Origin of the sequence: Microbacterium azadirachtae (assembly GCF_000956505.1) — a bacterium.
Lineage (GTDB): Bacteria > Actinomycetota > Actinomycetes > Actinomycetales > Microbacteriaceae > Microbacterium > Microbacterium azadirachtae_A.
In genome coordinates this window covers 169774-183871 of the sequence record NZ_JYIX01000040.1, presented here as the reverse complement: position 1 = coordinate 183871, position 14098 = coordinate 169774, and the positions used below count along the sequence as shown (strand labels likewise).

General features: G+C 69.5%; 12 protein-coding genes. 4 read left to right on the top strand and 8 right to left on the bottom strand.

Annotation, left to right across the window (positions count from 1 at the left end; translation table 11 throughout):
- Positions 1-47 precede the first annotated feature (47 nt).
- From RS86_RS18860 to RS86_RS18830, 7 genes are all read right to left on the bottom strand, one after another.
- Complete coding sequence (locus tag RS86_RS18860; RefSeq protein ID WP_052680388.1) at positions 48-1319, bottom strand: MFS transporter; 1272 nt, start codon at positions 1317-1319, stop codon at positions 48-50.
- A complete protein-coding gene (locus RS86_RS18855) occupies positions 1273-2484 on the bottom strand; it encodes an amidohydrolase family protein (protein ID WP_045273812.1) in 1212 nt (403 codons plus the stop codon). Before RS86_RS18855 ends, RS86_RS18860 begins: the two co-directional genes overlap by 47 nt.
- Positions 2471-3496 (bottom strand): ABC transporter ATP-binding protein, encoded by a 1026-nt coding sequence (locus RS86_RS18850; RefSeq protein WP_045273981.1) that lies wholly within the window; start codon positions 3494-3496, stop codon positions 2471-2473. The genes RS86_RS18855 and RS86_RS18850 overlap by 14 nt, the downstream gene beginning before the upstream one ends.
- Positions 3493-4509 carry an ABC transporter ATP-binding protein gene (locus RS86_RS18845; protein ID WP_045273811.1) on the bottom strand — a complete coding sequence of 339 codons (1017 nt, stop codon included), beginning with the start codon at positions 4507-4509 and terminating at the stop codon, positions 3493-3495. Before RS86_RS18845 ends, RS86_RS18850 begins: the two co-directional genes overlap by 4 nt.
- Entirely contained in the window at positions 4509-5510 is a 1002-nt protein-coding gene (locus tag RS86_RS18840; protein ID WP_045273810.1) for an ABC transporter permease, read from the bottom strand. The genes RS86_RS18845 and RS86_RS18840 overlap by 1 nt, the downstream gene beginning before the upstream one ends.
- Positions 5511-5572: 62 nt before the next feature.
- Positions 5573-7297: an ABC transporter substrate-binding protein gene (locus RS86_RS18835; RefSeq protein WP_045273809.1), complete on the bottom strand. Its 1725-nt coding sequence runs from the start codon at positions 7295-7297 to the stop codon at positions 5573-5575.
- Positions 7298-7383: 86 nt separating this feature from the next.
- Positions 7384-8391 (bottom strand): ABC transporter permease, encoded by a 1008-nt coding sequence (locus RS86_RS18830; protein ID WP_235281835.1) that lies wholly within the window; start codon positions 8389-8391, stop codon positions 7384-7386.
- A gap of 169 nt (positions 8392-8560) precedes the next feature.
- On the opposite strand from RS86_RS18830, the gene RS86_RS18825 reads away from it, so the two are divergent.
- Positions 8561-10051, top strand: a complete 1491-nt coding sequence (locus RS86_RS18825) for a chlorohydrolase family protein (protein WP_045273808.1) — start codon at positions 8561-8563, stop codon at positions 10049-10051.
- Entirely contained in the window at positions 10035-10700 is a 666-nt protein-coding gene (locus tag RS86_RS18820; protein ID WP_045273807.1) for a GntR family transcriptional regulator, read from the top strand. The genes RS86_RS18825 and RS86_RS18820 overlap by 17 nt, the downstream gene beginning before the upstream one ends.
- Positions 10701-10712: 12 nt before the next feature.
- On the opposite strand, the gene RS86_RS18815 is transcribed toward RS86_RS18820, so the two are convergent.
- A complete protein-coding gene (locus tag RS86_RS18815) occupies positions 10713-11717 on the bottom strand; it encodes an isopenicillin N synthase family dioxygenase (RefSeq protein ID WP_045273806.1) in 1005 nt (334 codons plus the stop codon).
- 164 nt (positions 11718-11881) lie between these two features.
- Between RS86_RS18815 and efeU the strand changes: the two genes are divergently transcribed.
- Positions 11882-12868, top strand: coding sequence for an iron uptake transporter permease EfeU (efeU, locus tag RS86_RS18810; RefSeq protein WP_045273805.1), 987 nt, complete (start codon positions 11882-11884; stop codon positions 12866-12868).
- Entirely contained in the window at positions 12865-14097 is a 1233-nt protein-coding gene (efeO, locus tag RS86_RS18805; RefSeq protein WP_045273804.1) for an iron uptake system protein EfeO, read from the top strand. The genes efeU and efeO overlap by 4 nt, the downstream gene beginning before the upstream one ends.
- The last annotated feature ends 1 nt before the right edge of the window (position 14098 follow it).

Here is a 14098-nt window from a genome sequence, read left to right as displayed (position 1 = left end):
TCCCGTGCCGTCGGCGGATCCGGGCACGGACCACGCGCGGCCCGGCGTCAGCCGCGGATCAGCGACACCGGATGGCGGCGGATCACGAGCGTCACGGACACCGCGAGCAGCAGCGCGCACAGGGCCATGGTCAGCAGGCTCGCGGTCCAGGTGCTGCTCATGTCGTGCACGATCCCGAGGAGCAGGCTGCCGCCGCCTGCGACGGCGTAGCCGACGCCCTGCGCGATCGCGGAGAGGATCCCGGCGGAGGCCTCGTCCGCGGACAGGCTCACGAGCAGCCCCATGGCGAGCCCGAAGCCCGCGTTCTGAGCGATGCCGAGCACGGACACCACCACGGGGTCGTGGCCGCCGTCGAGGGCGAGCCAGGCGAACCCGGCCGCCATGACGATCCCGAGCCCTGGACCGAACCAGGTCAGGATCCGGCGGCGGCGCGCGATGATAGGGGCGAGCAGCGTGGGGACGAGGCCGATCACGCTGAACCACCCGAGCAGGCCGCCCGCGGCCGCGCGCGTCTCACCGTGCGAGGAAAGGATCAGCGGAAGCCAGGTGGTCACGGCGAAGTAGAGCAGGGCCTGCAGGGCGAACACCGTCGTCATGAGCGCCACCGTGCTCCGGGAGCCCGTCGGCAGCGCGATCGGAGCCCTGGTCGGAGCCGTGGGAGCCGCGCCGCGGCCGGCGGCCAGCATCGCGAGCGCGGCCAGCATCGCGAGTGCCGCCCACGCGGCCAGCGCCGGACGGAGGCCGAGCGCCTCGTCGAGCGGCACCGCCAGGCTCGCGCCGAGCGCGGCGCCGATTCCGAACGACATGCTGCTGAGCCCCACCCAGAGTCCGCTCGCGCCGAGCGCCTTGAGGTAGGGCGGCAGCAGGGTCGCCGCGACCATGATCGCCGCGCCCGCGAGGAACGTTCCCGGCAGCAGCATCCAGCCGTTCAGGACGCGCAGCACGAGGCCCGCCGCGAGCACCGCCATCGCGACGAGGATCGCGCGGGTCGTGCCGATGCGCCGCGCCAGGAGAGGCCCGAGCATCGCCGTGAGCCCGAACGCGATCACCGGAAGCGTCGCGAGGAGGCTGCGCTCGACGCCGCCGAGGCCGAACTCGCTCGTCGCCTGATCCAGCAGTGCGGAGACCGAGGTGATCGCGGGGCGCAGATTGACGCCGACCAGGAGCGCGGCCCCGAGCGCCAAGGCTCGGGCGGCGCTCCCGGTCGGCGCGAGCCGGGCACGGTCCGCCGTGCGTCCGGCCGGGATGGCGCCGGCGGCGCCATCCCCCCGATCAGTGCGCGAGGACACGAAGCCCATCGGCGACGACGCGCCCGTCATGGAGGACGGTGCGGTCCGTGCCGCGGTCCATCACGGCGCTGGTCGGGGTCTCGCCGTCCACGAGCAGCAGATCGGCGCGGTCGCCGACCGCGGTGCCGGGACGATTCTGCACGCCGGTCAGGCGCGGGGACGAGTGCGACATGATGCTGGCGCCGCCCATGGTCGCGATGGCCAGGCACATCTCGATGTGCTCGTCCCTGCGGAAGTTGTTCGTGAACGCCAGCTGCCAGGTGCGATCCAGCAGGTCGCAGTTGCCGTAGGGGCTCCAGTAGTCGCGCTGGCCGTCCTCGCCGAGGCCGAAGCGCACGCCGGAGGAGACGAGGTCGACGAGCGAGAGCTGGTTGCGGGCGGCCGGGGCGACGCTCGCCATGGCGATGTCGAGTTCGGCGAACTCGTCGATCAGCCGGCGGCTGGTGGCCTCGTTCACCCCGCCCAGCTCGTAGGCGTGCGACATCGTGACCTTGCCCTGCATCCCGAGGGCGCGCACCCGCTCGAGGACGAGCTCGGTGCTGAAGACGCCGAGGTGGCCGGGCTCGTGCAGGTGGATGTCGATCTCGACCTGGTACTTCTCGGCGAGCCCGAACACGATGTCGAGGTGCTTGACCGGATCGCGGTCCAGCTGCGAGGGGTCGATGCCGCCCATCACGTCGGCGCCCTGCTTGAGCGACTCCTCGAGGTAGTCGACCGTGCCCTCCTCCAGGAGGATGCCCGCCTGCGGGAAGGTCATGATCTGCACCTCGGCCTGACCGGCGAACTTCTCCTTCGCGGCCATCACGGAGTCGAACTTCTCGAGCTTGCAGTCCACGTCGACCTGCGCGTACGAGCGCACCCTCGTGGTCCCGCGTGCGATCATCCTCTCCAACGTGCCGGCGACGATGTCGGCGTGCGGCACATCGGTGCTGCGCCAGTTGCGGCGGTCGTTCATCATCATTCCCCACACGCCGGGGGAGCCGGTGTGCTCGCGGAAGGGCAGGCCGATGCGCGAGGAGTCCAGGTGCACGTGCACGTCGCTGAACGACGGCAGCAGCAGCCGGCCCCGACCGTCCACATCCCCGGCCCCGAGCGGGACGGACTCGTCGTGCGGGTGGATGGCGGCGATGCGCCCTTCCTCGATGACGACATCGGATGCGGGACCGCCCCAGGGGCGGACGTCACGAATCAGCAAGGATCTTCCTCTCTTCGGGGGTGCGCGCCGCGAACGCGGCGGCCTCGGCCGGATGGTGGCAGGCGACCGCACCGGACGGCACGTGCTCCACGCACATCTTCTTCTTCTCCTCGTCCAGCAGCGCGAACACGGGGCAGCGCGTCCGGAACACGCAGCCGCTCGGCGGGTTGGACGGATGCGGCAGATCGCCGGTCAGCCGGATCCGCCCGCTGCGATCCGCGTGCGGATCAGGGGAGGGCACCGACGACAGCAGCGACTGCGTGTAGGGATGCCGGGGGGCGTCGAAGACCTCGTCCCTGGTGCCCAGCTCCATCACCTTGCCGAGGTACATCACGGCCACGTCGTGCGCGAAGTGCTTGACCACCGAGAGGTCGTGCGCGATGAAGACATAGGAGATGCCCGTGTCGGCCTGGATGTCCTGCAGCAGGTTGATCACCTGCGCCTGCACCGAGACGTCGAGCGCCGAGACGGGTTCGTCGCAGATCACCACCTCGGGTTCCAGAGCCAGCGCCCTGGCGATGCCGACGCGCTGCTTCTGGCCGCCGGAGAACTCGTGGGGGAAGCGGTTGTAGTGCTCCGGGCGAAGCCCCACGCGGTCCATGAGGGATTGCACGCGAGGCTTCATCCCCTCCTTCGGGGCGATGCCCTGGGCACGGAGGGGCGCGGCGATCGCGGCCCCCACGGTCTGTCGCGGGTTGAGTGACGAGGCGGGGTTCTGGAACACCATCTGCACGCGGCGGCGGAAGTCCTGCAGCTCGGATCCGGCGAGCCCCGCGACGTCGGCGCCGTCCAGGCGGATGCTGCCCGACGTCGGTGTGAGCAGGCGCATGAGCAGCCGGCCGGTCGTCGACTTCCCGCAGCCCGACTCGCCCACGAGACCCAGGGTCTTGCCGCGCTCGAGCGTGAACGACACCCCGTCGACCGCCTTGACGATGCTCTTCGGCTTGAACATGCCCTGCGAGACGGGGAAGTGCTTGGCGAGCCCTTCGACCTGCAGCAGTGGTGCGTTCATCGCGCGGCCTCCATCGTGATCGACTCGGACGCGCCGAGGTCCTCGGACAGATGGCACCGGGATCGGTGCGATCCCGCGCCGTGCAGCACGGGCCGCTCGGTGCGGCAGCGGTTCCCCGGCACGAGGTGCGCCACGGGGCAGCGGTCGGCGAACAGGCAGCCCTGCGGCAGATCCAGCAGCGACGGCGGGAAGCCGGGGATCGGGGTGAGCCGGCCCGCCTCGTCCGCCATGGACGGCATCGACGCCAGCAGGCCCTTCGTGTACGGGTGCGCGGTGCGCAGGAAGGCATCCTCCATCTCGGCCTGCTCGACGCACTGTCCGCCGTACATGACGACGACCCGCTGGCAGACCTCGGCGACGACGCCGAGGTCGTGCGTCACGTACACGACGGCGGATCCGGTCTCCTGCTGCAGGGACGAGATCAGGTCGAGGATCTGCGCCTGCACCGTGACGTCGAGCGCGGTCGTCGGCTCGTCGGCGATGAGCAGTTCCGGCTCGCAGATCAGCGCCATCGCGATCATCGCGCGCTGGCGCATTCCGCCGGAGAACTCGTGCGGGTGGGCGTCGTAGCGGGACACCGGATCCGGGATCCCCACGCGCGCCAGCATGTCGATCGCCTGCGCCTTGGCGGCCTTCGCGCTCACCCTGTTGTGCACCCGGTACGCCTCGGCGATCTGCGTGCCGACGGTGTAGTACGGATGCATCGCGGAGAGCGGATCCTGGAAGATCATGCCGATCTTGCGCCCACGGTACGGCCGCATCTCGTTCTCGGTGAGCGGCACGAGGTCCGTCCCCTCGAACAGGATCTGGCCGGTGACCCGGGCGCTCGAGCCCTTGAGCAGGCCCATCAGGGTCTGGCTGGTGACGGTCTTCCCGGATCCGGACTCGCCGACGATGCCGATCGTGTCGCCGCGCTCGAGGCGCAGATCCATGCCGTTCACCGCGTGCACGACGCCGTCGTCGGTGGGGAAGTCGACCCGCAGGTCGCGGATGTCGAGGAACGGGGTGGCCATCAGCTGACCCTCACTCTCGGGTCGATGCCGGCGTAGGCGAGGTCGACGACGACGTTCGCGGTGATGATGAAGAACGCGGCGAGCATGGTGATCGCCATGGTGACCGGCAGATCTCCGGCGACGGCGGCGTGCACGGCGGTGAAGCCGAGGCCGGGGACGGAGAAGATCTGCTCGGTGAGCACCGCGCCGCCGAGCAGGGCACCGATGTCGAGGCCCAGCATGGTCACGATCGGGGTGATTCCGGCGCGCACGCCGTGCCGGAACACGATCTCGCGGCGACCGAGGCCCTTGGCCCTGGCGGTGCGCATGAAGTCCTCGCCGAACGTCTCGATCATGTTGTTGCGGGTGATGCGGATGTACTGCGCGCTGAAGAGGACCGCGATCGCCACCCACGGCAGCAGGTAGTTGAGGAACCAGGCGGCGGGGCCGGCGGATCCGAACGGACTGCTGATCTGATTGCTCGTGAACGGCAGCCAGTGCAGCGTGCTCACGAAGACCAGCAGGAGGAGCAGGCCGGTCACCGGGATCGGCAGCGAGACGCCGACCGAGGCCGCCCCGACGATGAACTTGTCGGTCGCCCTTCCCTTGCGGAGGGCCGCGAGGAGGCCAAGGCCGACGCCGACGATCGTCCACAGCACGACCGCGCCGACGGCGATCGAGAGCGTGTAGGGGAGCGCGCGGGCGAGCACGTCCGTGACGTTCTCGTTGGTCTGGAAGGACTTGCCCAGGCACGGCCAGGCGCAGACCTGCTCGGCCCCTGGCGCGCCGATCATGCGCGGCCCGAAGAAGCCGGACAGGTACGCGAAGTACTGGATGAAGAAGGGCTTGTCCATGCCCAGCGCGACGCGGGCCTGCTCGATGCGCTCCGGAGTGCACTCCTGGCCGCACGCGGCGGCCGCGGGGTCGGACGGACCGATCTGGAAGAGCGCGAACGTGACGAAGCTCACGACGAGGAGGAGGATGACGAGGCCGGCCACCCGGCGGATGAGGAATCCGAACATTGCTGTCCCGTGCGGGGCCGGCCGCGGAGGGCCGGCCCCGTCCTTTCAGGAGTGCGGAGGCGTCAGTTCTTGACGCCGACGGTGGACAGGTCGATGCTTCCGAAGAAGTACCCGACCTGAGCGTTCTGGATCTTGGATCCCACGACGCTCGAGGTGTACGTGCGGAACAGCGGCACGATCGGGTAGGTCTCCATGGCCTTGTTGTAGAGCTCGGTCCACTTCGTGTTGAGCTCTTCGGACGAGCCGTTGGTGTCGCGCAGCTTGTACATCTCACCCGAGATCGTCGGGTCGAAGAAGCGCGAGATGTTGCTGAAGCCGAAGGACGAGCCGTCCAGACTCGGGCCGAGGTTCGGGTCGACCGTCGTGCGGGTAGATCCGGAGGCCGCGCCGCCGCACCAGCCGGCACGGGCGATGTCGGGCATCTGGTCGCCGGCGAGCGTCGTGTAGTAGTTCGGCGCGGGGATCGCGACCATCTGCAGATCGATGCCGAGCTCCTTGAAGTTCTGCTGCAGCACCGTGCCGAGGTTCTTGTACCGCTCGGTGGCGTTCGAGTAGCCGTAGGTGAGCGTCTTCGGGACGGTCTTGCCCTGCAGCAGCTTCTTCGCCTCGTCCAGCTTCGGCTTGCCGGCCGCGTCGAGGTCGAGCGTCGGGGCGATCCAGCCCACCTGCGCGTCGTTCAGGTACGAGTTGGTGAGCTTGCCGAAGCGGGGTCCGCCGTACTGCACCTGGATCGACGCACGGTCCATCGCGAGCGCCAGGGCGTGGCGCACGTCGGGGTCGGTGATCGTGGTGGTGTTGAAGTTCAGCACGTCGGTGCAGCCGAGGAGGCCGCCGGCCGTGCGCGGCTTGATGGTCTGGTCGCTGAGCCGTGCCGCATCGGAGGCCTGCAGCGCGCCGTTCGAGTCGAGCGTGATCGCGGTCGGGTCGGAGTCGCTCAGCAGCTGCTGGCTGATCGTCGCCTGGGCGGTCGAGAGCGAGAACGAGAACGTGTCGGGCAGGGCGGTCCGGTTCTCGTCGGTCTTCGGATCCCAGTTCGGGTTGCGGACCAGCTTGAGCTCCCGCCCGCGGTCGTAGCCGGCGATCATGTAGGGACCGGAGGAGATCGGGTGGTTCGTGTAGTCGAGCTTGGTGTCCTTGGCCTGCGGCACAGGGGCGCTGTTCGAGCGCGAGGCCAGGGCGGGGAAGTCGGGGTACGGCTGCTTGAGGTGGAAGATGATCGTCTTCGCGTCGGGGGTCTCCACCGCGGCGAGGTCTCCGCCGGAGTACGGGCCCTTGTACGTGTCGGCGGCGAGGACGGCGTTGAGCTCCTGCGGGGCCTGCGTGTAGACGTCGCGGGCGAAGGTGCGCTCGATGCCGTACTTGATGTCGGCGGCTGTGATCGGGGAGCCGTCCTCGTACTTGAGGTCGTCCTTGAGCGTGTACGTCCAGGTGAGGCCGTCCGAGGATGCCTTGCCGAGGTCGGTCGCGAGGTCGGGCACGATCTTGGGCGGCTGGCCTGCGGTCTCCTTCGCCATGGTCAGCGTGCGGTAGTAGAGCTGGCCGACGTTGGCAGTCTGGACGTAGTTGCTGTTGCCGGGGTCGAGCGTCTGGAAGTCGCTCGACATCAGCACGTTGACGTTGCCGCCCTTGGTGCTGAAACCCTCGTTGACGACGTGCGGCGCGTACGGGTTGGTGCCTCCGGTGCCTCCGGTGGCGGTGCCGCCGGAGGCGGATCCTGCCGAGCAGCCGGTCACGGCGAGCGCGACGGCCACGACGGAGGCGGCGAACAGGGGACGGCTGTGTCTCATGGTTCTTCTCTTCTCGGGATGGGGATGGACAGGACGGACGGAGGGCGCGGGCCGGCATGGCCGAGCGCGCGGAGGGCGTGCGGGGTTCAGCTGCGCGAGGCCTTGGGATCGAGGGCGTCGCGGACCGCGTCGCCGAGCAGGTTGAAGGCGAGGACGGTGATGACGAGCGCGGTGCCCGGCACGATCAGGAACCAGGGGTCGACGAGGTACCAGTTGCCGGACTGCGCCGCGTTGAGCATCTGCCCCCACGACGGGGTCGGATCCTTGACTCCGACGCCGAGGAAGGAGAGTGCGGCCTCGGCCGAGATGTTGGTCGGGATCATCATGGTCGCGTAGACCAGCACCACGCCCGACACGTTCGGGATCACCTGCGTGAACAGGATCGTCCGTTTGGACGCGCCGTAGGAGCGCGCGGCCTCGATGTACTCCTGTTCGCGGATGCTGAGCACCTGGCCGCGGACGACGCGGGCGAGGTACGCCCAGCCGAAGAAGCCGAGGATGATCACGAGCGATGCGATGGGTACGAAGCTGCCCTGGCCGAGTGCGGTGCCCCGCAGCCGGGACTGCAGGATCGGCGTGAGGGAGAGCACGAGCAGGAGGTGCGGGAACGCCAGGAAGAGGTCGATCAGGCGGCTGATGACCATGTCGACCTTGCCGCCGAAGAAGCCGGCGGCCGCACCCATGATCGTGCCGAGGACGACCGAGACGAGGGTCGCCAGCAGCGCGATCGTGAGCGAGACCTGCGCGCCGTAGGCGAGGCGGGCGAAGAGGTCGCGGCCGAGTCCTGGCTCGACGCCGAGCCAGTGCCCTGCCGACGGATAGAGGAACTGCGGCAGCGGCAGGCCGGGAGTGTCGAAGTTGTCCAGCGTGTCGGGGCCGGTGTGCGTCGTGAACGGATCCTGCCCTTCGATCGCGGTGAGCAGCGGTGCCAGGATCGCGAAGAGCACGATCGCGATCACCACGGCGAAGGACGCCAGCGCGATGCGACTGCGCCTGATGCGCAGCCAGGCGGTGCCCAGGAGCGAACGTCCTGTGGCGATCTTCGGGGTGGTGAGGGCCTCGGTGGTCGGGACCGTCGTCAGCGTTTCCGTCACGATCTTCCTTGATGGTCAGGAACGGGGGGTTGCTGGAATTGTATACCAGCCTGAGAGGATATGTATACCAAATCTGATCGGCTGCCTCAAATATGCACGCTGCTGTTGTTGCGATGCTCAAGGGTCGATAGATTTTGGATACCAATTGTTCTGCTTGGAGGAGTGCCCCGTGCGTACCCTGATCACCGCCGATCACGTCCTTGCCTTCGACGGCGCGTCGCATTCTGAGCTGCGCGACGGCGCCGTGCTGGTGGACGACGACCGCATCGCCTTCGTGGGGCCGCGCGCCGAAGCGCCTCGGGACGCCGATCGCACGGTGGAGCTCGGCGAGAGCCTGCTGATGCCGGGACTGATCGACCTGGACGCGCTCACCGACATCGACCACCTGATCCTCGATTCGTGGTCGGCGCCGGAGCACGCGCGCCGCCTGCAGTGGTCGGCGGACTGGTTCTTCCGCCGGCAGCATGTGTTCAGCGCAGGCCAGCGCCGGCGCATCAGAGAGATCGCGCTCGTGCAGCTCGCCCTGCACGGGATCACGAGCTACATGCCGATCGCCTCCGAGGTGCACTCCGCCTGGGCGGAATCGGCCGACGACTTCCTCGCCATGGCGGAGTACTCCCGGTCGCTCGGGTTGCGCGGCTTCCTCGGGCCCTCCTACCGCTCCGGGGCCAACGTCGTGCAGGGCGATGAGCGCGACGTCCTCTTCGACGAAGCGGAGGGCGAGGCTGGTCTCGCCGACGCGATCCGGTTCCACGACACGCTGCGCTCCTGGGCGGATCCGCTGCTCACCCCCGTCTTCCTGCCCTGCCGCATCGAGACGCTGACCCCTGAGCTGCTCGCGGCCACCGCGGACGCGGCAAGGGAGCGCGGCGCCCTCGTGCGCCTGCACGCGCTGCAGGGGGATTTCGAGCGCGACTGGATCCTGGAGCAGCACGGGTGCACGCCGCTCGAGCTGATCCGCAGGCAGGGACTGCTCGATGACCGCCTGATCGTCCCGCACGGCGTCTTCCTCGACGTCAATCCTCGCGTGTGGGGCGAGGACAGGGGGGATCTCGCCGCCCTCGTCGAGGCGGGGGTGTCGATCGTGCACTGCCCGCTCACGAATGCGCGCTACGGATCCGAGCTGGAGACGTTCGCCCGCTACCGGAATGCGGGGCTGAACATCTCGCTGGGCACCGACTCGTTCCCGCCGGATCTGATCCGCGGCATCGACACCGGCGTCTCCGTCGCGAAGGTGCAGAACCGTTCGCTCGCGGCCGGAGATCTCGCCGGCTATGTGGAGGCGGCGACCCTCGGCGGAGCACGCGCGCTGCACCGGCCCGATCTCGGGCGCATCGCGGAGGGGGCCGCCGCCGACCTCACGGCGTTCCGCCTCTCGGACGTGCGGTTCGGTCCGATCGAGGACCCGCTGCGCAACCTCGTCCTGGCCGGGAGCGCCAGGGACGCGTGCCTTACGATGGTCGCGGGCAGGGTCGTGATGCGCGACGGCGCGATCGACGGGATCGATCTGCGGGCCGTTCGCGAGGATGCGCAGGTCCTGTTCGACATCATGCGCGCCGGCTACGACGAGCGCGATCACCGGGGCGGCGCCGGCGGGTTGTTCCCGCCCGTGTTCCCGCTCGCGGGGGAGAGGAGAGCGGCAGATGGAGACCGGCCCTGAATCCGACGGCACCGCCATTGCGCTCGCCGATCGCGTCTACCGTGATCTGCTCCGCGCGATCATCGACGGCGACGTCGCGCCCGGTGCGTGGCTGAAGGAGCGCGAGCTCTCCGAGCGCTTCGCGGTCTCGCGCATCCCGGTGCGCCAAGCGCTCCAGCGGCTGGAGTCCGAGGGGTTCGTGGTGACCTCTCGGCACCGCGGCGCCAACGTCACGCCGCTCACCCGTGCCGATATCCACGACCTCTTCGACACCCGGCTGTGCTTCGAGCCTTTCGCCGCGCAGCGGGCCGCCGAGCGTGTGCACGAGGGCATCGAGACCATCGACCGGCTTCGCGCCCTGCACGAGGACGCGTCAGTCATCGACGCGGAGGCGGCACGGGCGGCGAGCCTCGACTTCCACTCCGAGATCGTGCGGCTCAGCGGAAGCAGACTGCTGCTGCGCAGCCTCGGGCCGCTGGTCGGGCGGATGGAGTGGGTGTTCCGGCTCACGCGCGAGACGAGGGACAGCGAGCAGACCGACGAGCACGTCGAGCTCGTCGAATCGATCGCGCACGGCCGCGGAGCGCTCGCCTCCGCGCAGATGTACGCGCACATCGAGATGAGCCGCGAGCCCGTGCTGTCGCAGCTGGACGGCGTGCTCGAGAACTGAGCCGTCCCTCGCTCAGACGGAGGCGCCGACCAGGTCCGCGTGGTGGATCGCCGCGACGTCGGGGTGCGCACGCAGGCGTGACTTCAGGGCGTTCTCGCCGTAGAGCGCGTGGATGGGGTTCGAAGGATCCTTGGTGACGCCCCGTGCCTGCACCGCCAGATCCGCCGGCAGGTCGATGAGCGGCAGACGCGCATCGAGAGCGGGGTTGAAGAAGAACGGGATCGAGATCCGCTCGTCCGGCGCCTGCGGGGAGACCACCCGGTGGTTGGTGGCCTTGAGGTAGCCGTCCGTCGCGTACTCGAGCAGCTCGCCGATGTTGACGACGAAGGCGCCGTCGACCGGGGGAGCGTCGACCCAGGATCCGTCGCGCTCCACCTGCAGGCCGCCCTTGCCCGGCTCGACCCAGAGCAGGGTCAGCACGCCGGAGTCCTTGTGGGCGCCGACGCCCTGCTGCGGCTCCGGCTCGTGGGTGCCCGGATAGCGGACGATCTTGATCAGGGTCGACGGGTCGCCGAAGTTCTGCTCGAAGTAGGTCTCCTCGGCGCCGAGCGCGAGCGCCCAGGCGCGCAGCAGCTTGCGGGCCACGCCGGAGAGCTGCGTGTGCCATTCCGCGACGACCTCGCGCAGCTCGGGCTGGGCGTCGGGCCACAGGTTCGGGCCGATCAGGCGGTTGTAGGCGGCCCCGCCGTCGACGGCCTCGCGCTCCGGCCCGATGTCGATCTGCTCGCGCCAGTCCACGGCGCCCTGCGTGCGCTCGCCGCCGATGCGGGTGTAGCCGCGGAAGTGCGGGCTCTTGACGTTCTCGATCGCGAGCTTGTCGTCCTCCGGCAGTGCGAAGAAGTCCAACGCCGCCTGGTGCAGGCGACGTTCGAGCTCGGGGGTCACGCCGGTGCCGGTGAGGTAGAAGAAGCCGACGTCGTGGGTCGCGGCGCGCAGGTCGTCGCGGAACGCCGCGGCGGCCTCGGGGCCCGCGTCGAGCTGGGACAGGTCAAGGATCGGGAGGTTCAGTTCGGCCATGAGGCGAGGCTAGGACGGGCGCTGCAGAGGTCGGCCGTTTGTTGCCGAGGATTACTGCGGCCGATCGGTGCACCGGCACCGCGTCCGAAGCGCCGGGAAGCGGATGCTAGAGTCTTCGAGGTAAGGGATGCCTTACCTCACATCTTCTCCAGGAACAGCTCCTCGTGCTCGCCACTTTCCTCATCGGCCTCCGTGAAGGCCTCGAAGCCGCGCTCGTCGTCGGCATCCTCGTCGCCTACCTGAAGCGGCTCGATCGCAAGGACGTCCTGCCACGGCTGTGGACCGGCGTCGGCGCCGCCATCCTGTTGGCGCTCGTGATCGGCGCCGTGCTGACCTTCGGCGCCTACGCCCTGACCTTCCAGGGGCAGGAGATCATCGGCGGCACGCTCTCGCTCGTCACGGTCGGCATGGTCACCTGGATGATCTTCTGGATGCGCAAGGCCGGTCGCACCATGAAGGCCACGCTGCAAGGGGGCGTCGACCGCGCGCTCGAGGCGGGCACCGTCTGGGCGCTCGTGCTGGTCGGCTTCGTCTCGGTGGCCCGCGAGGGCGTCGAGACCACGCTCCTGCTCTGGTCGATGGTGCAGTCCTTCGGCGATGCGCCGTCGGCGATCCTCGGGGCGGCGCTCGGCCTCGCGGTGGCCGTGCTGGCCGGATGGCTGCTCGCCCGGGGCGCCGTCAGGCTCGACCTATCCCGCTTCTTCACCTGGACGGGCGGCTTCCTCGTCGTCATCGCAGCCGGTGTGCTCGCCTACGCGCTCAGCGACCTGCAGGAGGCCGGCGTCGTGCCTGGACCGTTCACCGCTGCGGCGCCGCTCGACGCGGCCGGCTCCGTGCTGGTCGGCTGGGCCGGCCTGCCCTTCGGGTGGGCGTTCGACGTCACCGCGGTGATCCGCCCCGACAGCGCGCTCGCCGTGCTGCTGCAGGCCACCGTCGGTTTCATGCCGCGGATGAGCTGGCTCCAGGTGATCGCCTGGGTGCTGTACATCGCGATCGTCGGCACCCTGTTCGTGCGCGGACTGCGCCGCACCACGCCGCGCGCGACGCCTTCTACCTCTGTTCCCGCTTCCTCCGGGACGCCCGTCACGACCGAGTCGGCGGCCACCCGTGCCGCATCGACCGTCTCGCCCTCTCCTGAAGGAGCCTCATGACCATCGCCCGCCGACCGATCGCCGTCCTCGGCGCCGTCGCCGCCCTCGGCCTCGCCCTCACCGGGTGCGTCGCCAAGTCCGACGTCTCCGCAGCCGGACGTCTGACCGTCTCGTCCACGGCCGATGCGTGCAGCGTCTCCGCCGCCACCGCGACCAGCGGCACGCTCGCCTTCGACGTGAACAACAAGGGCGACGAGGTGACCGAGTTCTACCTGCTCGCCGAGGACGGCGTGCGCATCGTCGGCGAGGTCGAGAACGTAGCCCCCGGCGCCTCGCGCACCCTCACGGTCGTGGCGCAGCCGGGCAAGTACTTCACGGTGTGCAAGCCGGGGATGCTCGGCGCCGGCGTCGGCAGGACCGCGTTCGCGGTCAGCGGCGAGAAGGTCGCCGAGACAGGGGGCGACGCGGCGCAGAAGCAGAAGGCCCTCACGCAGTACGCCTCGTACGTCAAGGACCAGGTCGACCAGCTGCTCCCCGCCGCGAAGACCTTCGCCGACGCCTACCGCGGCGGCGAAGACGCGGCCGCCAAGGCCCAGTTCTCGACCGTGCGCGCCTACTACGAGCGCATCGAGCCGATCGCGGAGCAGCTGGGAACGCTCGACCCTCGGCTGGACTTCCGCGAGCTCGACGCCAAGGCCGAGGGCATCGACTGGACCGGCTTCCACCGCATCGAGAAGGACCTGTGGGCTCCGGCCGCTGGCGCGATGAACTCCGACGGCACCACGCCGGCGAACCTGGACTGGGCACCGTCGACGCCTGCCGAGCGCGCCACCTTCGCCGACAAGCTCCTCGCCGATCTGCAGGAGCTGTACGACCACGTCCACTCCGACGCGTTCGTGAAGGATCTCGAATCCAAGGGCATCGCCGGGATCTCCAACGGATCCATCTCGCTCCTCGACGAGGTCGCCAACGGCAAGATCACGGGCGAGGAGGACTGGTGGTCCGGTACGGATCTCTCCGACTTCGCGGCGAACGTCGAGGGATCCAAGATGGCCTTCTCCGTCGTGCGCGAGTTCGCCGAGAGCAAGGGCGCAGAGGGCAAGAAGCTCGTGGAGCAGATCGATCGCGGGTTCTCCGCCCTGGAGGCCGAGCTCGCGGTGCACGGTTCGCTGAAGGACGGCTTCGCGTCGTACTCGACCGTCACCGAGACCCAGAAGCGCGACCTCACCGACCTGCTGAACGCGCTCGCCGAGCCGCTCTCGAAGCTCACCAGCACGATCCTCGGCTGAC